At 48.8% G+C, this 23828-nt stretch carries 11 protein-coding genes; all 11 read left to right on the top strand.

What is annotated here, in order from left to right; genetic code table 11:
* Nucleotides 1-29: 29 nt before the first annotated feature.
* The 11 genes from GGU45_RS14430 (at nucleotide 30) to GGU45_RS14480 (ending at nucleotide 23824) form a co-directional block, all read left to right on the top strand.
* On the top strand, nucleotides 30-1097 hold the full coding sequence (locus GGU45_RS14430) for a DUF4998 domain-containing protein (protein ID WP_435225855.1): 1068 nt from the start codon (nucleotides 30-32) through the stop codon (nucleotides 1095-1097).
* A 335-nt stretch (nucleotides 1098-1432) separates the two neighbouring features.
* A complete protein-coding gene (locus GGU45_RS14435) occupies nucleotides 1433-4159 on the top strand; it encodes a glycoside hydrolase family 38 N-terminal domain-containing protein (protein WP_435225856.1) in 2727 nt (908 codons plus the stop codon).
* Nucleotides 4160-4284: 125 nt separating this feature from the next.
* Nucleotides 4285-7227, top strand: a complete 2943-nt coding sequence (locus GGU45_RS14440; RefSeq protein WP_435225858.1) for a glycoside hydrolase family 38 N-terminal domain-containing protein — start codon at nucleotides 4285-4287, stop codon at nucleotides 7225-7227.
* Nucleotides 7228-7295: 68 nt separating this feature from the next.
* Entirely contained in the window at nucleotides 7296-7856 is a 561-nt protein-coding gene (locus GGU45_RS14445; RefSeq protein WP_435225859.1) for a sigma-70 family RNA polymerase sigma factor, read from the top strand.
* Nucleotides 7857-7905: 49 nt separating this feature from the next.
* Complete coding sequence (locus GGU45_RS14450) at nucleotides 7906-8943, top strand: FecR family protein (RefSeq protein ID WP_435225860.1); 1038 nt, start codon at nucleotides 7906-7908, stop codon at nucleotides 8941-8943.
* 212 nt (nucleotides 8944-9155) lie between these two features.
* Nucleotides 9156-12536 carry a SusC/RagA family TonB-linked outer membrane protein gene (locus GGU45_RS14455; RefSeq protein ID WP_435225862.1) on the top strand — a complete coding sequence of 1127 codons (3381 nt, stop codon included), beginning with the start codon at nucleotides 9156-9158 and terminating at the stop codon, nucleotides 12534-12536.
* Nucleotides 12537-12576: 40 nt separating this feature from the next.
* On the top strand, nucleotides 12577-14322 hold the full coding sequence (locus tag GGU45_RS14460; protein WP_435225864.1) for a RagB/SusD family nutrient uptake outer membrane protein: 1746 nt from the start codon (nucleotides 12577-12579) through the stop codon (nucleotides 14320-14322).
* 161 nt (nucleotides 14323-14483) lie between these two features.
* Nucleotides 14484-17327 carry a hypothetical protein gene (locus tag GGU45_RS14465; protein ID WP_435225865.1) on the top strand — a complete coding sequence of 948 codons (2844 nt, stop codon included), beginning with the start codon at nucleotides 14484-14486 and terminating at the stop codon, nucleotides 17325-17327.
* 166 nt (nucleotides 17328-17493) lie between these two features.
* Complete coding sequence (locus GGU45_RS14470; protein ID WP_435225867.1) at nucleotides 17494-19833, top strand: GH92 family glycosyl hydrolase; 2340 nt, start codon at nucleotides 17494-17496, stop codon at nucleotides 19831-19833.
* A 91-nt stretch (nucleotides 19834-19924) separates the two neighbouring features.
* Nucleotides 19925-22078, top strand: coding sequence for a right-handed parallel beta-helix repeat-containing protein (locus GGU45_RS14475; RefSeq protein WP_435225869.1), 2154 nt, complete (start codon nucleotides 19925-19927; stop codon nucleotides 22076-22078).
* Nucleotides 22079-22438: 360 nt separating this feature from the next.
* Entirely contained in the window at nucleotides 22439-23824 is a 1386-nt protein-coding gene (locus GGU45_RS14480; protein WP_435225870.1) for an alpha-L-fucosidase, read from the top strand.
* Nucleotides 23825-23828: the final 4 nt, after the last annotated feature.

Raw genomic sequence — 23828 nt, forward strand, 5'->3', positions numbered from 1 at the left:
ATTTAATAGAATGAATAATTAAAGAAAATATGAAAAAGATAACATATTTGATATATCCTTTTCTTTTTGCTGCTGGATTATGTATCAGCTCCTGCACAAAAGAAGACGATTATAAAAAATTTACAAAAGACGGCGAAATTTCTTACCCGGGAAAGCCCGCAGCTATTATTGCCCAAACAGGAAATAACCGGCTGCGGCTGCGGGTAGTGCTGGGGCCGGATCCTTTAATAACAAAAATAAAGACCTACTGGAACAGCAGGGCCGATTCCCTGGAAACTACGGTGGTAAGAACGGAAGGCGATACGGTAAATATTATCATTGATAAGCACCTGAACGAAGGCGCCAATAACTTTGAAGTGTATACCTACAGCAGCAAGGGTGATCAATCGGTTGTAAGCAACGTGTCGGGAAATATGTATGGCGACAACTACCTGAGCACGGTAGCAAGGGCCAACAGGCCGGTAAGCTCGGTACAGCTAAGCGTTTACCAGGCGGCTACCATTAATTGGGGTACTGCTTTAGCCGATGAACGGTTTATAGAAATCAATTACACAGATGCAACCGGGGCGGCAACAACGCTCCGGGTACCCTCGCAACCGGTAACGAAGCTCCCCAGCTATAAGTTGGGCACCGCTATTACCTACCGCTCTTTATATGCGCCGGAGGCCAATGCTTATGACCTGTTTTCTGTGGCGCCCGGTACGGTGGATCTGACAAAGGCAACCTATTCGGCCGTTACAACAGGGTACCTGTACCATCCATCCAGCCCAAGGGCATTGAATGCCACAAAAACAGTGACTCCCAGCGACGCCAATGGTATCATCATCGATCTGGCCGATTTGGGCGGCAGCGGCTACAAAGCGTTGATGACCATTAATGCAGATAACAGCGTAACCATTACGGCAGCTCCGGGGGCTGCAGGCGTTCCGTATTTAATGTTTACTTCGGGGTTGCCCGCGCCTTATACGGCCTCCTGGACGGGATCTGCTTCCTGTAACAATACCTACGATCCGGCTACCAAAACCTATAAGGTAAGGTATGGTTATGGTACAGAAGGGGCCTACCGGGTTACCGAAGAGATCATTGTAATGAACTGATGTTATACGCGTTTAAAATTTATTAGAATTATGCTTGCCTGCCAGCAGCGATTTCTTGAAGTTCTTTGTCGGCATCGTAACCGCCATTCCACTTGTCCGGAGGCTTCGCATTGGCGTCAGGTTAAGGGGATATAAGCATGCCGGTAAATCTGCGCTATTAAAGGCTTTGAGGGGCATAGCCCCGGATAGATGTTGGAACATCGTGCTTCAGCGCGATGTTAGCAGCGAAAAGGCAGATGTGAGTGCCATAGGCACGCGTATGAGAGGCTTCGGGATCAGGACAAACAAAAAGGCTACAAAAGAAATATAGTGCAAGCTTAATGAAAGAATTTGGTATGAGAATTTTTAAAACGGTTTTGTTTTTTTTAATGCCCCTGTTTGTGCAGGCGCAGATCGCCGCGGTGGATGCGGGCAAGGGAACGGCTGCCGGTAACGTAACGGATATCGTGGTGGCCTTTAAAATGCATGTAGATATCGGCTATACGGATTGGGCCGAATCGGTGCTTCAGAAATACGCAGGCCCCATGCTGGATAAAACCCTCCGGTCAATCGATGAAACAGCGGTGCTGCCAAAGGCGGAGCAGTTTGTATGGACCATCCCGGCATGGCCGCTGCAGTATATGCTGGACCACTGCAGCCCGGCCAACAAGCCCCGGCTGGAGAAAGCCATTAAAGACAAACGGATCATTCCGCATGCGTTGCCGTTTACCGTTCAAACAGAGGCCAGTGATATGGAAAGCCTTACCAGGGGCTTGTCGTTTGCAGACCAGATCAACCGGAGGTTTGGATTAAAGCCCGCCCGGGATGCCAAGTTTACGGATGTGCCGGAGCATTCCCGGGTCATCCCCACGCTGTTGAAAAATGCCGGTGTGGATGTATTGCACATCGGCTGTAATTCGGGCTCCGCCTCACCGGAGCTGCCTACCTTATTTTGGTGGCAGGGGCCCGATGGATCGCGGCTGCTCACTTTTTATTGGGCCAAATACTATGGGTCCGGTATTTTACCGCCTAAGGACTGGCCTTACAAAACCTGGCTGGCTATGATCCATACCCATGAGAACACCGGCGCGCCGGATCCCAAAGACGTGGCGGCCCTGTTAAAGGAGGCAAAAGAAAAAATGCCCAATGCGCGGGTGCATATCGGACGAATCTCCGATTTTTATGACCTGCTGATAAAAGAGCATCCGGAGCTGCCCGTTATAAAAGGAGATATGCCGGATACCTGGATCCACGGCTTTATGTCGATGCCCGAAGAAGTAAAAACCAACAAAACCTTTCAGCGGGAAACCTTTGTGGCCGAGCAATTGAATACTCACATGAATCTTTGGAAGAAGATGGACCGGCCGGTTGATAAACTGGTAGCGGAGGCCACGGAAAATATGCTGCTGTTTGATGAGCATACCTTTGGTGGCGCCATGTCGCACGGGCACCAGCTGTTTTGGGAGTATGGCGATGATTTTAAGACGGACAAAGCCGCCGGTAATTATTACTTCCTCGAAAAATCATGGGAAGAAAAATCGGCGCACCCCCGCAAAGCGGAAAAGATCATCTGGCCGCTCAAACGTAACCTGCTGTTTGAGCTTACCGCTTCAGTAAAAGATAAAGGCCGGCACGTTACCGTGTACAATTCGCTGCCCTGGGCAAGGTCCGGGCGGGTAAGCCTCTTCCAGAGCTATTATGAAAATGCAGCGCATGAAGTACCCCCGGTTACCGCTTTAAAGGATCCTGAAACCGGAAAGATAATCCCCGTGTATCAAAACCATAACCTGCTATCCTTTGATGCGCCCGAAATACCGGCGGGGGGATACAAGACCCTGGTGGTGACGGATGCCCTGCCCGAAGCCGCAGCCTCCGTTACCGGAGATACACAGGCAAATATGCTGGAGAACCGGCATTTTAAAATAAAGATCGATCCCGCTACGGGAACCCTCCAATCCGTGATCGACAAGCGTACCGGCCGGGAGCTGGTAGATGCCAAAAGCGCTTACCGGTTTGGGGAGTATGTGTATGAGCAGCTGGGCCGGGAGCAGGTAGCGGCCTATAACAAAACTTATATTAAACCCGGCAACGAAGTATGGGCAGGGCAGGAGTTCATCCGGCGCTCGGTGCCCAATGCCCAAAACATACGCTTTGCCGGCAAATGCAGCCGCATCCGTTGGCTGAACAATGCTACTATGGCAAGGGCCACTGCATTTTGCCAGCTCAGCGACAGCAGTGCCCAGCAATACCTGGTAAGCTACACCCTTTATGCAGACCAGCCCTATATCGAAATTACCATTGGGCTGGATGGTAAAAAACCATTGCCCAATCCCGAAGCCGGCTGGCTGGCATTTCCCTTTGCACTGGATCAGCCGGAGTACCGCTTGTTGCGTACCGGGGGCATCGTGGATCCCAAAACAGACCTGGTAGCGGGGAGCAATCATGATTTTTATTTTCTGAACACTGCAATGGCGCTCTATGATAAAAAAGGCGGCGTTGGGCTCAATTGTCCGCATACGCCGGGTGTCAGCATCGACCGGCCGGGGATCGGTACTTTTTCTAAAACGCGCATTCCGGGTACGGGCACGGTGCTTTCCAACCTGTATAACAATGTATGGGGCACCAATTTTACTGAGTGGATCGAGGGTTCGCATTCCGCAACCTTCTTTATCTGGAGCTATGATCAATATGATGCGGAAGCCGGCCTGATTACGCCCGCCGAAGAAACCCGTACCCCGTTAAGTGCCGCATACTATGCACCTACAGACCTGGCGTATGCCTACAAGTTTGAAACGGAGCGTGTATTGCCAAACCAGCAGCAGGGGCTTGAGCTGGACCGCAAGGGCATCCTGGTAACCTCTTTTAATAAAAACGGAAAGGAAGCGCTGATCCGGTTTTGGGAAGAAGCAGGCCGTTCGGGAACATGCACGGTTCGCTTACCGGTAAATGCCTTGTTTAAAAAAGCCTGGCCCTGCAACCTCCGGGGAGAGCGGCTGGTGAATGAGGCCCCGGTACCGGTACAAAACGGAAGGTTTACCTTTTCCATCAACGCCAATCAGCCCAAAACATTCCGGCTGCAATGATGCGGCGGGTTTCGCGGTTTTTCCCGCTGATTTTCGGGCTGGTAACTGGCGGCAGGCCTATCTGCGTATGATCCTCGGAATCTGCGGGAGAAAGGGGTCTGAAAGAGCGGTTTAAAATTTATAGAATGAGTTATTTAGAAGTTGACACAGGTAAAGTGGCGTTAAGAAAAATGACGCGGTATGTATCATGGCTATTGACCATATATGGTGTGCTGATAAGCGGGAGCCTTGCAGCCCAAACATCAAAGACCCCGCTGTCATTTGAATGCAGGGTGCAGCCTTTTTATAAACATCGATCGGATGGGAAACCCGGCCGGGCGGTAACGCTTTTATTTAAAGAATCAAAACTTTATGGACCGGCAACTATTAAAGTAGCATGTAATGCCGTTGTTGAGGAAACCAGGGTTAATGATCCCAATGGGGTAGAAGAAATAACCGTTCTTTTGCCCGGGGACGCAGGCGTTAGTAAAATGTGCCAGGCGCGTATTTCTGTTATCACTTCGTCAAACCTCCTGCAGCAATCCATAATGGTGCCGGCTAAACGTAAATGGACTGTTTATATCTACCCCCATTCTCATGTTGATATAGGATATACAGAAACGCAGGAGTTTGTGAAGCAACTCCATTTAAGAAATATTGATGTGGCGATTGATCTTGCAAGAAAAACTCAAAATTATCCGGCCGGATCCAGGTTTGTATGGAACCCCGAAGCAAGCTGGGTAACGGAAAATTATTTAAAAACCGCTACGCCGCAGAAAAAAAAGAATTTTATTGAAGCGGTAAGAAGAGGCTGGATATGTCTTGATGGTAGCTTTGGCAATGTGAACACCAGCGCCTGTTCAGATGAAGAACTGCTCCGGCTATTTCATACATCCAGTGAAATTCAAAAGATTACCGGAGTGCCGATCAAAACAATGGTGCAGATGGATGTCCCCGGTGCTGCATGGGGTATAACACAAGCCGCGTTTCAAAACGGGATTCGCGGCTTTTTCAGTTTTCCCAATCATGTGGGCCGTATAGGCTCTATAAGGGAAACCTGGGAGCATAAACCATTTTATTGGATAGCACCCGATGGAAAGTCAAAGATTTTATTTTACCAGGCATACCCTTATGGATATGGATATAATTTAAAAGGCTCAAAGCTCAACCTGGCTCAAATACAGGGACGGGTGCCGGGAATGGACAGGATAACCACAAAAGATCCGTCTGCAAATTTTATAGACCCCTTTATTTTTAATGAAACGGCCAGGCTGGAGGCTCAGCAATCACCCTATGATATTTATGTGATGACCTGGTCGTTGGCTGATAATACCTTAATTGATGCCGATCTGCCGGATGCCGTTCGTTTGTGGAATGAAAAATACGCTTACCCAAAACTGGTAATAGCAGGAGCTCAAAAGATATTGAATGATTTTGAGGACAGGTATAGTGCGGTTATTCCAGAGGTAAAAGGCGATTATACGGAGTACTGGACGGATGGACTGGGGTCCGATGCCCGCAGGGTGGGGATGCACCGGCGGGCTACAGAAAATATCGTGCAGATGGAAACAGCCTGGTCAATGCTTAACTACCGGAAGGCACGCCCCAAAACGCAAATTGATGATGCCTGGCGCTACTGTTTGTTGGGGGTAGAGCATACCTGGGGGTATTCGGACCCGGCTGCAGCTAAGGCAAAGCAAATTGAAGATACCAAGGCCTCTTATTTTGAAAATTCACTTAAAACCAGTGAAGCACTTTTAACGGAAACGTTTAAGCCGATATGCAAACCGGGGAGTAATAAAATAGCTGTTTTTAATACACTCTCATGGCCAAGGGATGGGTTGATTACACTTACGAAAGAGCAAAGCCTTTACGGTGATAAAGTGTTAAATGAACAGGGCAGCGAAACCCCATCACAAAGGCTGTCAACAGGAGAACTGGTGTTTTTGGCAAAAAAGATCCCGGCGCTGGGCGCTGCCATGTATACGCTTGAAAAAGGAAAACCCGGGGCTTTAAAAGGATGCATTATAAACAAAAATACACTGTCAAATGGTATAATATCTGTTGCAATAGATCCTCAGAGCGGAAATATTACCAGCCTCCGCAATCTTCAAACAAACCAGGAATATGCGAATAAAAAGTCTGGTAATGGTTTAAATGATTACCGTTATTTGTTGGGTGCAGATACATCTGGTCGTGCCTCAGCGCCTTCAGATATTCAATTAAAAGTTCTGGAAAACGGGCCGTTGGTAGCTTCCATATTAATTGAATCCAATGCGCCGGGATGCAATTGGTTAACCCGGGAAATTAAACTGGTAGGGGGCCAGCCCCTGGTGTATATCGCCAATTCGTTTGATAAAATAAGGACACGCGTTAAAGAAGGGATCCATTTCGGTTTTGCTTTTAATATCCCTGGTGGTACTACACGCATGGACATACCCTGGGGTGTTATGACGCCGGAATTTGATCAGCTCCCGGGTGCAAACCGCAACTGGCTGGCCTTTCAGCATTGGGTAGATATTTCAAACAATAATACCGGTGTAACCTGGACAGCTATTGAATCCCCCTTAATTGAGTTTGGAAACCTGACTGCTAATATTCCCGGCGATGGGTTTAAAAGCAAATGGCTGAAATTTATTTCCCCAACGCAAACTCTGTTTTCATGGGCTTTAAATAATCATTGGTATACCAACTTTCCTTTGGAGCAGGGAGGTGTCATCGATTTACATTACCGCATTTTTCCACATGGCCCCTTCGATCCGGCGGCGGCAAATCGTTTCGGGATGGAGGCAAACAGGCCGCTGATAGCTGTGGAAGTCGGCCAAAGCCCGGTTACCAATAGCTGGGTCAACATTAATAACCCAAAGGTGTTTGTGACAATGTTGAAACAAAGCGATGACGGAAAGGGGATGATACTCCGGCTTCGTTCTGTTTCTGATAAGCCGGAGCATATTAAATTGCAATGGATGAACAAGAGCGCAAAAAAGTTATATAAATGCCTGGCAAATGAACGACCCGGATCCGAAACAGGGAGTGATCAGATGATATTGCCGTTTGGAACAGTGAGCTATTATTTTGAGGCATCATAAATAATAGAGATGCGAGTTTTAATCCCCTGTTTTTTTACTATATTCATCCAAAAAGGGAGCTGTTTAAAGTGGAAAAAGCGCACCTGTTATATCTGCAAAATAGGGTAGCGTATGCAAGGGATCCTGTTGCATATAAGGAACTCTTTTTGCATTTTCATCCAAAGCTGTATCAGCTGGCGCTGGGCATTATAAACCAGGATATTTTGGCAGAAGAGATCGTTTCTGATGTGATGACCCGCATCTGGACGATGGAAAACAGGCTGGCCCATGTAGAAGCCCTCAAAATTTACCTGCTTACAGCCGTCCGGAACACCGCTTACAATTATGCAAAAAAACGCCGGCAGGATGGCTTCGTACTGGAGGCCGATGCCGGCGGAGGCATAGCGGACCCCGGGGAGGCCGACCAGCCCCTGATAGCTTCCGAACTTTCGGGCCTTATCGAAAATGCCGTACAATCGCTTCCCCGCCAATGCCAGCAGGTATTCCGGCTTATTAAAGAAGAAGGGCTTTCCTATCAGGAAACCGGAGCGGTATTAGGCTTGTCCCAAAACACCCTTGAAACACATATGCGGCTGGCCCTTAAAAAATTAAAAGTCGCCCTGGATGGTTACCTGTTGAAAAAAAAATAACAGCCCCTTCACGGTGCCGCTTTTTTTTGTTGTCTTTATTAAAGAGACAATGAAGAATCCGCTGGAATATAAGTTATATCGCTTGCTGGCATTGAAGCTTTCAGGAGATGCTACTTCGGAGGAACTGGCAGCAATAGATACGATCCTGGAGCTGCATCCCGGGTACCGGTTTCTTCATGACCAGCTTCTGAAACCTGAGCCGGTTAACATCGCAAAGATTACAAAGGCGGAACAGGCCTATGCCGTGCACGCGGTAAAGCTGCAATTATCCGAAAGCGGGCCCGGCAGCGCAGCGCAGCCGTCTTTACGCGCAGCGCGCGCCGGAACCATGTCGCCTTACCTCAAATATATTGCAGCGACAGCAGTCCTGTTGATTGTTGGGTGCGCTGCATTTTTTTATTTTAAAGGAAGGACGGGAGCAGGTATGCCCAATGAAATAGCTACTACCAATGGCTCCCGTTCCGCCGTTAAGCTGCCGGATGGCTCTACAGTACTGTTGAATGCCAATAGTAAATTAAGCTATTCGCAAACCTTTAAGGGGAAATTACGCGAGGTGCGGTTGGAGGGTGAAGCCTTTTTTGATATTGCATCCGATGCAAAACGCCCGTTTATCATTCATACCCCGGAGGGTGAAATAAAAGTGCTGGGTACGGCATTTAATGTACGCAGTTTTGCGGATGGAACCTTTGAAACGGCACTGATCCGTGGAAAAGTAGCGATCCGTCTCTATAAAAAGGGCAGCGAAAGTTTTGTACTGGAACCCGGCCAAAAACTGGTATACAAAAATGCGGAGCTACGTAATGCTGATCCGGTACAAATTCAACCAATAATAAAAAAAGACAGCCTGATTGCAGAAACCTCCTGGACAAAAGGACGGCTGGTTTTTGTAGACAAACCGCTGGAAGATATTACATCAGAGCTTGAACGGGTTTTTGGAGTAAAAATAATCTTTAAGTCCCCGGTTGCAAAACGGTATCGGTATACCGGCGTGTTCGAAGACTCGGATCTAAACCACATACTGGAAATATTGATGCTTGCCAAAGACTTCCATTATCAGCAAAATAAGGACCAGATCTTTATCGAATAACGATTCTTCACCATAAAAAATAAAACCATGGGCGGGTAAATCTACAACAGTTCAAAAAAAAGGGGAATGCAGTAACATTCCCACTCTAAGTAAAGATGCCCTAAAGTTGGCGCTTGAAGGCATGTATTCTGTAAACTCAAAACAAATGTATGCAAAATTGTGTTTGCCGTAAAGCAGGCAATAGCCGCTGCTTGAAAGAAATTGTATTGATTATGAAGTTGTCCGCAATATTTCTGGTGCTCGCTTTACAGGTTTCCGCTACCAATTACGGACAGCGGGTGCTGAATTTAAAAGAAGAGAACATTTCATTAGCTGAAGTACTGAAGAAAATTGAAAAGCAATCGGACTACCGGTTCTTTTACAGCAATGATCTGATACCCTCCAAAGAATTTATTTCGATCAATGTGGTGAACGCCTCCTTAAACGATGTAATGTTAAAGGTACTGAAGGATGCTGCATTGAACTGGAAGCTGCTGGAGAATAACGAGGTGGTTATCATGGAAGAGAAAACGGATGCCCTTGGTATGGTACAGCCTCCCCGGCGTATGGTTACCGGTTCCGTTAAGAATGATAAAGGCGAACCGTTGGCAGGAGTAAGCATTACGGAAAAAGGCACGGATAACGGCACCATGACCAATGAACTGGGAAACTTTACCATAGATGTGGCCAATGATGCCGCAGTGCTGGTGATCTCCGATATCAATTACGAAACACTTGAAGTGCGCGTAAGCGAGATCGGGGATGGAGCCATTATTCTGAAGGCAATTGAAAAGAAACTGGATGAAGTGGTGGTGGTAGGTTATGGCTCCAATGTAAAGCGCAATTTATTACAAAGTGTAAGTTCGCTGAGCGCCGGAAAAGTAGCCGAAATACCCGTGGCCACCTTATCGCAGTCGCTTGCCGGCCGCTTGCCGGGCCTGTTCGTTACCCAGTCGGGCGGCAAACCGGGAAGGTCATCCAGTATAAGGGTGCGGGCCTACGATGGTTTTGGACCGGCGCAGCCTCCGTTATTTGTAATAGACGGGTTAATTGTTGACCAGTTTGCATTTGATGGTTTGGATGCATCGGAGGTTGAAAATATCTCTGTCTTAAAAGACGGCGCTGCTGCATCGGTATATGGCGTAAGGGGTGCAAATGGGGTCATCCTGGTTACCACCAAAAAAGGAGCTAAAGGCGCCCCCAAAATTAATTTTATATCCAGTTACAGTCTTGATCATCCCACAAAGATACCCGATGTGCTTACGGCCTACGAACAGGGGAAAATTGTAAATGACAACCTTAAGTTAACACAACCCACCAGCTACCAAACCAATAGCCTGTTTGCGGGAGATGATGAACTGGAATATTGGAAGACCCATTCTGTTAATATGGTAAAACAATATTACAAAGACCCGACAGAATTAAGAAATACGCTGAATATTTCTGGGGGGAGTGAGAAAATGAGCTATTTTTTAAGCGGCTCTTATTACAAGGGTACGGGTACTTTTGATAATATCGACTACCAGAAGTACAATGTAAGGGCCCGGGTTGATGCGGAGATTGCAAAGAACCTTACCGTTACGTTAAACCTTAGCTCCGATATCAGGAAAGATCTGAAGCCGTTCTGGCGATATGATAATGACGGGGACGATATGGTGGATTTTTACCGGGGTTTGCTGATAAGAGGAGGCATGGGCCCCGATTATATCACTGTAAATGGTGTTGCATACCCGGTGGGCAATTTTTTAAAATGGCACCCGGGAGAAGTGGTTAACGGCCATACGGGATATAACAGGAAGAAATTTTCGAACAACGAGATCCTGGTAGATGCCACCTACAAAGTGCCATTTGTAACCGGATTAAAATTAAGGGGGGCTTTTGCTACTTACAGCCGGAACGATTTTCGCAAGCAGCTGAACCTTCCCTACAATCTTTACGTTTTTCAGCCCACAGGCTCCCGGAATCATTTGCTGACTGATCAGCTGGATCTTAGCAAAACCTTTCAGCGGAATGACGGAAACTGGGTAAACGAAAACTATGTAAATGGTAATTTTTACCAGCTTAATTTATACATGAATTATGACCGGAGCTTTGGGCAGCATAATTTAGCGGTGATGGCCGGGTATGAGCAGAGTGAAACCTTTAACCATAACTTCTTTGCACAGAACCAGAACGTGATCTCGCGCGACCTGGACCAGATCTCGCTGGCGGGCAACGACCCTAATTTTTATTCGGTAAACGGCGGCGAATTCCAGGAAGGCCGCCTGGCGGCCCTGGGTCGTATTGGCTACAACTATGCGGGTAAATATTTGATGGAAGCGGCCTTCCGGTACGAAGGCTCCCGGTACTTTATTCCCTCAAACCGCTATGCCTTTTTTCCATCCTTATCGGCAGGCTGGAGGATCAGTGATGAGCGCTTCTTTAAAGACAATGTTCCATTTGTTAATGATCTGAAGCTAAGGGCAAGCCTGGGGCTTACCGGAGAAGAGCCGCGGATCAGGCCCGATGGCAGTGTGCGGACGGAATTGCAGTGGGATCAGTATTACTATAAAGCATCCGGCGCTATTTTTGGCGGCGTTACCAATGGCGTTGTCATTGGCACTTTACCCAACCCCAATATCACCTGGGCTAAAAAAAGATCCATTGATCTGGGGATCGATGCAACCATGCTCAATAATAAGCTATCGCTTACCGCCAACTATTTTAAAAACAGGAGAACGGATATCCTGGGCAACAGGATCCAGAGTATCCCTACAACTTTTGGAGGCATACTGCCGCTGGAGAACTACGGGATCCTGGAATCACACGGGTACGAATTTGACCTGGGGTACCGGACAAATTTAACGGGTGATCTGAACTTTTCGGCATCCGTTAACTATGCTTATGCCACCAATAAGCAGGTGCTTATTGACCAGGCGGCTAATATAAGGCCCTACCAATCGCAGCTGGGGCGCCCTGTTGGCGGCATCATGGGCTATATTGCTACCGGGGTTATTAAAACACAGGCAGAGCTGGATGCCTTGCCGGCCGGGTATACCATCAATGGCGCTACGCCAAGACTGGGTATGCTGAATTTTAAAGATATACGGGGCGCTACATCCGATAGTCCTGATGGCAGGATTGATGGAAACGACCAGGAGTTTATTGCAAAATATAATGCTCCTCCGGCCAGTTACGGGCTTACGCTGGGAGCCACCTGGCGGTCACTGTCATTTGATATTTTTATCCAGGGGGTGAGCAGCTATTACAGGGTTCGGTCTACTACCGCCCTGTTCATTACGCATGAATCTACCAACTTTGGATTCTGGAGGGATTACTGGTCGCCGGAGAATCCCGATGGCAACTACCCGCTGAACACCAGTGGCGGCGCCGGCAACACGTCCACCTTCTGGCTGGATAATGCCTCCTTTATAAGACTCAAGAATGCTAATATCGGGTGGGCGCTGCCTGCTAAAGCCATAAAGAGCATTGGCCTGCAAAGCGTGAAACTGTTTTTTAACGGTTCCAATCTCTTCCTGTTCAAAGACAAAACCAAGTGGTATGATCCGGAAGGCATATTGCAGGGATACCCCATCAACCGGAATTTTACGTTTGGTGTAAATGCATCCCTGTAGGACTCACATGATCTTTATTAAAAACTGATAATATCTTTTTATGAAGAAAAATATATTTAAGAAATGGCTCATTTCCCTGCCGGTAGCGGTAATGCTGTTCATCATCATCATCATTGGATGCACGCGGGTGCTGGATAAACGCGATCTGAGCGCTATTCCGCAGGAACTGCTCTACACGGATGCAAGTATTGCCACCGCTAACTTAAACAACCTTTATGTTGCCATCATGCCCACCTGGAGCGCCGATGTATTGAACATCTCCAATCAAACGGATGAAGCGGGCGGCGCCACTGCAACCATGTACGGGCAGCTGACAACCAATTCGGTCGATTACTGGACGACCCCCTATACCAATATCAGGAATGTCAATAACCTGCTTCAGATCCTTCGCGATGCTACCTACAGCGATGCAGATAAGAACTTAATTAAAGGACAATTGCATTTTTTAAGGGCCTGGCAGTATTTTCAGCTGGTAACAAGGTATGGAGGAGTACCCCTGCTGCTTTCACCGCAGCCGCGCGTTTCGGCACAGGAGCTGGAAGTGCCGCGCAATAAAACCTCTGAGTGCATACAGCAGATCCTGAAGGACCTTGATACCGCATCCGTCTTATGCCCAAAATCCTGGAGCGCAACAGATGCCGGTCGTATTACGGCAGGGGCCGTTCTGGCATTTAAGGGACGGGTACTGTTGCATTATGCCTCGGAGCAGTTTGACCCGGCTCAAACGGCGGCCAATCGCTGGCAGGATGCCTTTACCGCTAATAAGCAGGCAAAGGATTCCCTTATTGCAGCGGGTAAATCCTTGATGCCCGAGTTTGGCAATCTATGGTTTACGGAAGGGGATAATAACAAGGAAGCCGTTCTGGTTACCCGGTTCTCCAACCCCGGACGTACCCAAAACCGGGATGCCTGTGTAAGGCCCCTGGATGAGGCGCTGAACTGCACCGGTGGCGATCAGCCCTCCCTGTCGATTGCCCGTGCCTTTCCGATGAAAAATGGTTTGCCCATTACCGATCCGGCCTCCGGCTATAATCCGGATGCATACTGGCTTAACCGGGATCCGCGTTTTGAAGCAACCATTGCATATAATGGAGATCCCTGGGCCCTTTCTAACAAGAGCAGCCGTATTCAATGGACCTTCCAGGGCAGTCAGCAAACCGGGGGCACCGGTACCGGCTTCTATTCAAAAAAAGCGATCAACACAGCATTGAGCCCGCTGGAATCAACCACCAGCGGAACCGACTGGATCGAGATCCGTTTTGCCGAAGTATTGATGAACTATGCAGAGGCTTCCAATGAGGTAGGGAATACCGATGAAGCCTATGCGGTTTTAAAACAGATCCGCCAGAGAGCGGGTATCACCGCAGGCGCCGATAATATGTATGGTTTAAAAGCCAATATGTCCAGGGCTGAAATGAGGGCCGCTATTCTTTTCGAAAGGAGAATCGAGTTTGCTTTTGAAGGCAAGCGTATGCAGGATCTCAGAAGAAGAAGGTTATATGGCGCGGCTATGAACGGCACCCGGCGTCAGGGGATCACCGTTACATTAAAAGCGCCCCTTACAAAGGCGCAGTTTGAAGCAGCGTATGCGGCCGGCACCGTAAATCTTAATACCAGTTATAATACTTACTTTACAGATGCTGTAGTGGATCTTGACCAGCTGAACACGATCAACTATAAGCCGGAATACTATTTTTACGCCATTCCGACCACGCACCTGGAAAAAAATAAAAAGCTGCAGCAAACCAGTGGTTGGGATGCAGGCAGTTTTGACCCCCTTCAGTAAGCGTATATCCGGAACGATGTATAATCTATACTCAGTGCCTGTTTGTATTTTGGCAGTTAAACAATTTGCAGCAAACAACAAAAAACATTAAGTTAAGGCTCATTAAGAAATAGGATTGCTTAACGATTCAATACCGTTTCCTAAATAAAACGAAACCATCAATGAAGGTTGTATATTGTTTACTGGTTGCCTGCTGCTGTAATGCTTATTGGGTGCAGGGACAAAAGATCAGTAGCGGCGGCCTCCCCTTGTACGAGAAAACAAAAGTACGCAACAGGGAGGGCGACTGGCTTATTAAACCGGTGCGGCAAAAAGCGGCGGTTTATAAAACAACGGACGGTCAGCTGGCATTCAGCAACGGCCTTATGACCCGGTTGTTTACCATAGGCCCGAACGGCGCTACTATTGGCCTCGACAACCTGGTCACAAACGAATCGTTGGTACGGGCGGTTGGACCGGAAGCTGTGGTATGGATCAACGGACAGGAAATAAAAGTGGGCGGACTAACCGGCCAGCCTATCGGAAATTACCTGCTGCATAAATGGATACCACAGCTTAAACAGGATCCGCTGGCTATGCGGCTTGTCTCGTATAAAACGAACCCGATACGCGCGCGCTTTGAATGGAACCGCAGAACCTCCTGGATGCCGAAGGAACGGCCCTGGCCTCCGCCGGGTATGGAGCTCACCTTTACCTATAAAGCCGATGCCACCCTGGTCCGGAACCTGTTTAATGCGAATGCTTCTGATAGGGAGCGAACGGTTCTTTTTAAAGATGATTTCCTGCAAGTGCAGCCTCAATGGAAGGTAGTAAGCGAGGGAACAGATGCCCGGTTCAACAATGAAGGAAAGGCCGGTGAAATACTGGCGCCAACCAATGCATTGGTGTATGCAGAACGGGACATACCCGCGGGAACGCAGGTGCTGATCTGCAAACTGAACAGCGGAACCGATGGTATGGGTAATAAAAGCCCCTACAATAACTATGGCCCGGGTGTGGGTTTGTTATTCGTTGATGGCAGCACCAGTAAGATCAACATCCAGCCATCAGGGAAGCGGATCACTATTAACCATGATGACCGGGGGCTTTCCTGGACCGCTTATAACCCTGGAAAGGATGTTTGGATCAGGATTCTATTGCTGCGGGATAAAATGGTTTGCAGCAGATCCGATGATGGTACCGTTTATACCGATGCCCTGGAGCTGCCGCTGAAGGCTGCTCCGGCTGCCATCCGTATTGGAAAAACAGACGCTAAAGGCGGCAGCCGGCAAAACGATAACAAAGGAGCCATTGGCCGCAGCAAGATCGATGAGGTATTGCTTTTAGGCGCGCCCCGTGAGCAGCAGGCGCGGCCCGATTATCTTTTGGACCTGGAAGTAAATGTGCACTACGAATTGTACGATGGGTTGCCGCTGATGAGTAAATGGGTAAGCATTAAAAATAACGGCCCCAGGGAGATCGTGATCAACAATGTAAAAAGCGAGCACCTGGCCATGGCGGAGGTCGAAAGCGAAGCATCGGGAGAAGCCTGGAAATTGCCTCCCGTTTTTACGGAAACCGACTATGCGTTTGGCGGCATGACGGCAAAGGCAAATGCACAGGTGGTTTCCTGGCAGCCGGATCCTTCTTATACCACGCAGGTGAATTATGCGTTAAAAAATCCAACGGTGCTGGTGTGTAAACCAGAAGCAGGGATCGGCCAGGAGCTGGGGCCCTCCGGCTCTTTTGAAGGGATACGGCTTTGGGAGCTGTTATGGGATGGGTCCGACAGGGAAAGACGCGGCCTGGCCCAACGCAAACTATACAGAACCATTGCACCATGGATTACCGAAAACCCAATGCTGATGCATGTAAGCAGCGCAGAGGATAAAGCGGTTAAAGAGGCCATTGATCAATGCGCCGATGTGGGATTTGAAATGGTGATCATGACTTTTGGGAGTGGCGCAAATCTTGAGGATACGTCCGCTGCAAATCTTGAGCGGATGAAAAAACTGGAAGACTATGCCCGCTCCAAAAATATTGTATTGGGCGGTTACTCCCTGCTGGCCAGCAGATCCATAGATGCTCAGACGGATGTGGTAATGCCCACCCCCGATTTGAAGCCCAAATTCAGCAAATCGCCCTGTTTGCAGAGCGCATGGGGGCAGGAATACTTTAAAAAACTGTATGGCTACTATGCCTATACAGGACAGGGCGTGTTTGAGCATGATGGTTCCTATCCGGGAGATATTTGTGCCTCGACCACGCATCCCGGGCACAAGGGGCTGGAGGACTCCCAATGGAAGCAGTTTACGGAAATCCGGGATTTTTATCGCTGGTGCCGGGGAAAGGGCATTTACCTCAATGTACCCGATTGGTATTTTCTGAATGGCAGTTCCAAGACTGGTATGGGCTATCGTGAAACGAACTGGTCGCTTGCGCGGGAATACCAGGAGATCATCGAACGGCAGAATATTTATGATGGTACCTGGGAAAAAACACCCTCCATGGGATGGATGTTTGTACCCCTTGTACAATACCATGGTGGCGGAGCCGCTGCAACCATTGAACCCCTGAAGGATCATCTGCCGCATTACGGGCAGCGGCTGGCCAACCTCTTTGGCGCCGGCGTGCAGGCCTGTTACCGCGGTCCCCGGTTGTATGATAGTCCCCAAACCCGTAACCTCGTTAAAAAATGGGTGGGTTTTTATAAAAAGCACCGCGCGGTGCTGGATGGCGATATCATCCATATCCGCCGGGCGGATGGTAAAGACTATGACGCATTATTGCATGTGGATCCCGCCGGGAAGGAGAAGGGATTGCTCATGATCTATAACCCGCTGGAGGAGCCCATTACCCGGGATATTGAGATTGATCTGTACTATACGGGCTTAAAGCACCGGGCGGTTATCAGTGAAAATGACGGGTTGCGCAAAAGCCTGGTTTTGGATGGAACCCGGGCGCGGTTAACAGTGACCATTCCTGCCAAAAGCCAGCAATGGTTCCTGTTTGAAGCGCCCCGGTAGAAACAATACTTGTCTTTGTACCGGCGTGCCTGGTATTATAAACACGATGCACCTGCAACGCCGGGAACATATTTCTTAACTTGCCGCACCTGATTGGTTCAGGGTATCTTTAAAATGACTGCGGAAGCATGATTTCGGGGTGTGATACTTAGATTGTAATAAGAAAATGATGGGTAAACAAAACTATTTCTTTCTACTGGCTGGTTGTTTATGGATGCTGGCCGCTGCCGCACAGGAAAAACAGCCGGCCGACTATGTAAACCCTTTTATTGGAGCTACCACCAGCAAGACGGTAGCGGCCTCTGCGCATGGGGGAGGAAAAACTTTTCCGGGCGCGGCCACGCCATTTGGGTTAACACAGTTAAGTCCCAATACCATTACGGGTGGCGATAACGGCTCCGGGTATAGTTATGAACATCGCACTATTGAAGGGTTTGCGTTTACCCAAATGAGCGGGGTGGGCTGGTATGGAGATCTGGGTAATTTCCTGGTGATGCCCACAGCCGGCCCTTTAAGAACCAACTCCGGTAAGGAAGCTGGCGATATCAAGGGCTATCGTTCCTTTTACGACAAGGCCTCCGAAAAAGCCACTGCCGGGTACTATACCGTACGGCTTACGGATTATGGCATCCGGGCGGAGATGGCCGCAGCGCCGCATAGCGGCATCATGCGGTTTACCTTTCCCGCAAATGAACAGTCCCGTATCCAAATAGACCTGGCAAGACGGGTAGGCGGTACGGCCACCGAACAATACGTAAAAGTAGTGAACGACCATGCCATCACCGGATGGATGAAATGTGAAAGCTCCGGGGGCGGTTGGGGCGATGGACAGGGAAAACCGGATTATACCGTATATTTTTATGCTGAGTTCAGCCAGCCTTTGAAAGACTTTGGTGTTTGGGAGGTGGATATACCGCAGGGTACCAGCCGCAAAAGAGCGTTCATAGAGCAGCCCGGTTTTCAAACATTAACGGCTCATGCAAAGATTTTAAAAGGCTGTAAGGAAAAACAGGGCCGGCACCTGGGCTTTTATACCAATTTTAAGACCGGCGATGGCGCCGTGGTATTGATGAAGGCCGGTATCTCGTTTGTAAGCATGGAGGGCGCCCGGATGAATCTGCTGCAGGAAATTGCAGGGTGGAACTTTGATGCGGTTCATACCAAAAGCCGGCAACTATGGAATGATGCCTTAAGTAAGATGAAAATCAGTGGGGGAACGGAAGATCAGAAGGTGATATTCTATACAGCCCTGTATCATAGTATGATCGATCCCCGGTCCTTTGCCGATGTCAACGGCGACTATCCGGGTGGAGATGGGGCTGTTCATCACACGGGCGCGTTTACAAAACGGACCATATTCAGCGGATGGGATGTTTTCAGAAGCCAGATGCCGCTGCAAACGATCATAAATCCCGCAGTAGTGAACGATATGATCAATTCCCTGGTAGAGTTGGCTGGTGAAAATGGGACCCGCTACCTGGAACGCTGGGAGTTTTTAAATGCCTACAGTGGCTGTATGTTGGGCAACCCTGCTGTAGTAGTACTGGCAGATGCCTATAAAAAGGGGATCCGTAATTATGATGTAAAAAAAGCCTACCAGTTTGCAAAAAATACGGTGGCCCGGTTTGGGAATGGCCAGCGGGGGTATGCGCCCAATAGCATTTCCAGTACACTGGAATATGCCTATAACGACTGGTGTATGGCACAGCTGGCCGGGACGCTCGGCAAGAAGGAAGACTATAGCAGGTTTATGAAGCAGTCTGAAAACTACAAAAATGTATTTGACCCTTCCGTAGGCTGGTTCCGGCCAAAGGATGCAAATGGAGCCTGGTTGCCCTGGCCTGCATCCGGCCGCTTACAGCAATCCTACGGTTCTACGGAAAGCAACCCTTATCAGCAGGGGTGGTTTGTACCACATGATATTAAAGGGCTCACACGGTTACTGGGCGGTGTTGACAAAACGCTCGCTGACCTGGAGCAGTTCTTTGATAAAACGCCTGCAGATATGCTGTGGAACGATTATTATAACCATGCCAATGAACCGGTGCATCATGTTCCTTTTATGTTTAATGTATTGGGAAAGCCCTGGCTTACCCAAAAATGGGTAAGGGTGCTCTGTGAGCAGGCCTATCATAATTCTGCGGAACGCGGATTAGTGGGCAATGAGGATGTGGGGCAAATGTCGGCCTGGTATGTGTTGGCAGCCTCCGGACTGCACCCGGTATGCCCGGGCGATAACCGGTACCAGATCTGTACACCGCTCTTTGACGCTATTACCATCCGGTTAGATAACAGGTATGCCCGTGGCAAAAAGTTTGTTATTAAAACGATCGGTAATGCTCCCGGAAATAACTACATTCAATCGGCAAAGCTCAATGGAACGCCGTATAAAATGAGTTGGATCGATCATAGCGCAATAACAAAAGGAGGTACGCTCGAATTGGTGCTGGGTGCAAAGCCCAACAAAGCCTGGGGGGTATCAAATCCGGTTGATGCAGGACTTTAGAAGTTACGCACCCCGGTTGTTTGATCCCGGCTGGAAGTATTGGGTGGATGAATTTATGGAACTTGTATGAAACAGATCACTAACTTTAGGAATGATGATAAAACGAATCGTAGGCTGCTGCCTTCTGTTTTTACAGATGCAGGGTTATGGACAGGATAGCCTTTATGTTGCGGTAAACGGGAGTAGCCGTGCAGCGGGTACCAGGCAGGCGCCGCTGGGGTCTGTTGCGCAGGCCTTGTTAAGGGCCCGGACCATTATTTCAAAAGACACGGTTCATATTTATGTTGGCCCCGGCACTTACTTATTAAAAGAGCCCATTCATATATCAGAAGAAGATCAGAACCGGATCGTGATTGAAGGAGATCCCGGGCATAAACCCGTATTGAGCGGGGGTATTCCTATTGCGGGTTGGGAGCGTACAAAGGAAGGATGGTGGAAGTGTAAAGTGCCGGAAGCGGTTCGCTACGGATTCCGGTTTGAACAATTATATGTGAATGGTGTGCGGGCAACCCGGGCGCGTACACCGGATACCGGCTGGTTCTTTGTAGATAGTTCCAAAGAGCGCATCGGGGTGAAGGGCACCGGGAGGGTGGGGGAATATGCTGCCCAAACGATCTACACGCATCCGGCAAACCTTCAAACACTCCGTAAACGGGATGAGGATGATGCAGACATGGTAGTGGCGTTCTATCATAAATGGGATTACACCCGTAAGCCGGTGGCGTTTTTGGACAGCGACTCCGGTCGCTTGTTTATAAGTGGAGCGGCAATGAAACCCTGGAATCCTGTACAAAAGGGAAGCCGCTTTATCCTGGAGAACTACAAAGCCGCCCTGTCTGCCCCCGGGGAATGGTTCCTGAGCCCTGCCGGTTATTTGTATTATATACCCCGGGAAGGAGAAAAAATGGAAACAGCCGAAGTGTATGCACCGGCATTAACGCAACTGGTTACGATAACCGGCACCGCGGGCCATCTGGTAACGGATAAAATTTTCAGAAATATAAGCTTTGCCCATACTGCCGACCGCATGCCCGCAAATGGAAATGAGCCTATGCAGGCCGCCGCGGAAATTGATGCTGCGATCCGGATCGACTGGGCAGAGAAGATTATATTTCAGAACTGCGAGGTCATGCATACCGGCAACTATGCCTTCTGGCTGAGGCGGGCGGTAAAGAACAGCGCCATCACCCATAGCTTTATCTATGACATGGGTGGCGGTGGCATCAAGATCGGCGAAACGGCGCTCCCTGCGGAAGGTACCCCTTTGACGGAGCAGATATTGATAGAAAATAACATCATCCGGCATATAGGCCTGCTGTTTCCTAGTGCCGTGGGGGTTGTGGTGTTTAATGCGGCCAATAACCGCATCCTGCATAATGTGATCGCCGATTCGAGATACACGGGTATTTCGCTGGGATGGATGTGGGGCTATGCGGTTACCAAACAGTACACCACCTACCTGGATGCGCAGGGGCGCCTGCAATATGCCAACGATAAGGTGCTCAAAAATCCTTCGGTCAACAATGAAGTGGCTTATAATGATATTCATCATATCGGCTGGGGCGAGTTGTCGGATATGGGCGCCGTCTATACCCTGGCCGAGTCCCCGGGAACCCATATTCATAACAACGTGATCCATGATGTATACGCCTATGATTATGGCGGCTGGGGATTGTATACGGATGAGGGCAGCTCGGATATTCTGCTGGAGAATAACCTTGTTTATGCTTGTAAAAGCGGTGGCTTTCATCAGCACTACGGGCGTAATAATACCATCCGCAATAATATTTTTGCCTTCGGGCATTATCAGCAGCTGGATTTTACGCGCGTGGAACCACACCGCTCTTTTTCGTTTACCAATAATATCATTTTAATGGATCATGGCGCCGTGTTTCATGGTCCCTGGGACAAGGGAAATATCCTGATGGAGCAAAACTGTTACTGGAGTATGAATGCAGCAGCTCCTTTGTTTATGGGACAGTCCTTTTCCGCCTGGCGCCGGCTTAAAGATAAGGAGGCATTGTTTGCAGATCCCCTGTTTAAAGATCCGCTTCAGGGGGATTTTTCTTTCAAAAGTCTGAAAACAGCGCGGAAGATCCATTTTCAGCCCTTTGATTATAAAAAAGCCGGGGTATATGGAGATGATTCCTGGATTCAAAAATCCAAAATGTCCGAACATGAAATGGAGGCATTCAGGCGCATCATCCGGGACCGGGAAAAAACCTATAGTGCATACTACCGGTGAGGCGGTTTAAAGTCTGATGTCTGATGTCTGATGGACCTCCTAAGGTACGAAGACTGCGTTAACAAACGAAACCCCCATTTTCAAATTTTCAAATCAGCACATTCTCAAATTTTTGAATTCCCAAATTTCCAAATCATAAAATAGTTTATTTTTTAAAAAAGAAAGTGGAATACTTTGTACATACATAGTTGTAGCTTTAAAGCCTGAATACCGGGTATAATGATTGCAAATAACGATCGGTTTAACTTAAACAGGGGAGGGTCAGGGTTGGAAAAAGAAAAAGAGCTGCTGTTTAATCAAACGCATTCCGGATTTTGCCTATATCCCCACTGCCGGTAACACTTTTATAAAGTATTGAAAATGAAACGCTTTCTGATTATTCTGTTGCCATGGCTGGTATATACGGCACAGGCCCAGCAGGTCCCAAAGCTGGTATTGCCCAATGCACAGCAACTCCAGTGGGCTGCTGCGGAAATTGGAGCAATTATTCACTTTGATCTGGTCAATTATGTACCCGGTTACGATTGGCGCAACTGGGGTACCCATCCTCCGGCAAGTGTTTTTAATCCGTCAAAGCTCGATACGGATCAGTGGGTGCGCGCAGCAAAGGCCGCAGGGGCCAGCTACGTGGTATTAGTGGCCAAGCATTGTTCCGGCTTCAGCCTGTGGCCAACCGCCGCACACCCGTATAGTGTAAAAAACGCACCCTGGAAAAACGGAAAGGGCGATATTGTAAAAGATTTTATTGCCAGCTGCAAAAAGTACCATGTTAAGCCGGGCATTTATGCAAGTGCTGCTGCCAACGGGTATTGCTATGTAGATAATCCCGGCCTGGTGCAAAAAGGATCGCCCTTTACACAAAAGCAGTATAATGACATCGTGATTCAGCAGCTTACCGAGTTATGGACGAACTACGGAAAGTTATTTGAAATATGGTTCGATGGTGGCGTGTTGCCGGTGGAGCAGGGCGGGCCGCCGATTGCAGCACTGTTAAAGAAATTTCAGCCGGACGCCATCGTATTCCAGGGTCCTGTGCATGCAAAGAACCTGGTCCGGTGGATCGGCAATGAAGAGGGGGCCGCGCCCTATCCCAACTGGGGTACCTCTGATGCCACCACCTCGGCTACAGGAACCATCAAAGCAGCCAATATGAGCGGAGATCCCGATGGGAAAATATGGTGCCCGGGTGAAGCCGATTTTCCCCTGCGCACCGGTTGGCAGGGCGGATGGTTTTGGAAAGCATCCGGACAAAAAATGCGTTCCCCGGAGCAACTGCTCCGCAACTACAATACCAGTGTGGGCCGGAACGCCAATATGCTTTTGGGCATCGTGATCGATACCAGCGGCCAGGTACCGGCCGAAGATGTGGCCCGACTTACCTGGTTTGGAAAAGCTGTTAAAGAACGCTTTGCCCGTCCGGTTTTTTCCGGTAAGGCAAACGGAACGCAGGTGCAGCAAACCATTGCCCGCCGGCCTGTAGCCATCAATTGCATGGTCCTGCAGGAAGATATTGCCAAGGGCGAACGGATCCGGCATTATGCCCTGGACGCCTGGGTAAACAACGGCTGGAAACAGATCGCCGAAGGCAGTTCCGTTGGGCATAAACGGATACAGGAGTTTGATCCCGTATATACCACCAGGGTCCGGTTGCGGATTACAGGATCGGTAGCAAACCCGGTGTTAAAGAATATGGCCTTTTATTATATGGAGGACCAGCAAACTGCAAATGTTTCACCGTATCAGTAAAATA

Origin of the sequence: Niabella hirudinis (assembly GCF_051201075.1) — a bacterium.
Classification (GTDB): Bacteria; Bacteroidota; Bacteroidia; order Chitinophagales; family Chitinophagaceae; genus Niabella; species Niabella hirudinis.

What these genes read in the sequence shown, in the direction of transcription:
- GGU45_RS14430 (WP_435225855.1), top strand. Translation starts at nt 30, where the DNA reads ATGAAAAAGATAACATATTTGATATATCCTTTTCTTTTTGCTGCTGGA.
- GGU45_RS14435 (WP_435225856.1), top strand. Translation starts at nt 1,433, where the DNA reads ATGAGAATTTTTAAAACGGTTTTGTTTTTTTTAATGCCCCTGTTTGTG.
- GGU45_RS14440 (WP_435225858.1), top strand. Translation starts at nt 4,285, where the DNA reads ATGAGTTATTTAGAAGTTGACACAGGTAAAGTGGCGTTAAGAAAAATG.
- GGU45_RS14450 (WP_435225860.1), top strand. Translation starts at nt 7,906, where the DNA reads ATGAAGAATCCGCTGGAATATAAGTTATATCGCTTGCTGGCATTGAAG.
- GGU45_RS14455 (WP_435225862.1), top strand. Translation starts at nt 9,156, where the DNA reads ATGAAGTTGTCCGCAATATTTCTGGTGCTCGCTTTACAGGTTTCCGCT.
- GGU45_RS14460 (WP_435225864.1), top strand. Translation starts at nt 12,577, where the DNA reads ATGAAGAAAAATATATTTAAGAAATGGCTCATTTCCCTGCCGGTAGCG.
- GGU45_RS14465 (WP_435225865.1), top strand. Translation starts at nt 14,484, where the DNA reads ATGAAGGTTGTATATTGTTTACTGGTTGCCTGCTGCTGTAATGCTTAT.
- GGU45_RS14470 (WP_435225867.1), top strand. Translation starts at nt 17,494, where the DNA reads ATGATGGGTAAACAAAACTATTTCTTTCTACTGGCTGGTTGTTTATGG.
- GGU45_RS14475 (WP_435225869.1), top strand. Translation starts at nt 19,925, where the DNA reads ATGATGATAAAACGAATCGTAGGCTGCTGCCTTCTGTTTTTACAGATG.
- GGU45_RS14480 (WP_435225870.1), top strand. Translation starts at nt 22,439, where the DNA reads ATGAAACGCTTTCTGATTATTCTGTTGCCATGGCTGGTATATACGGCA.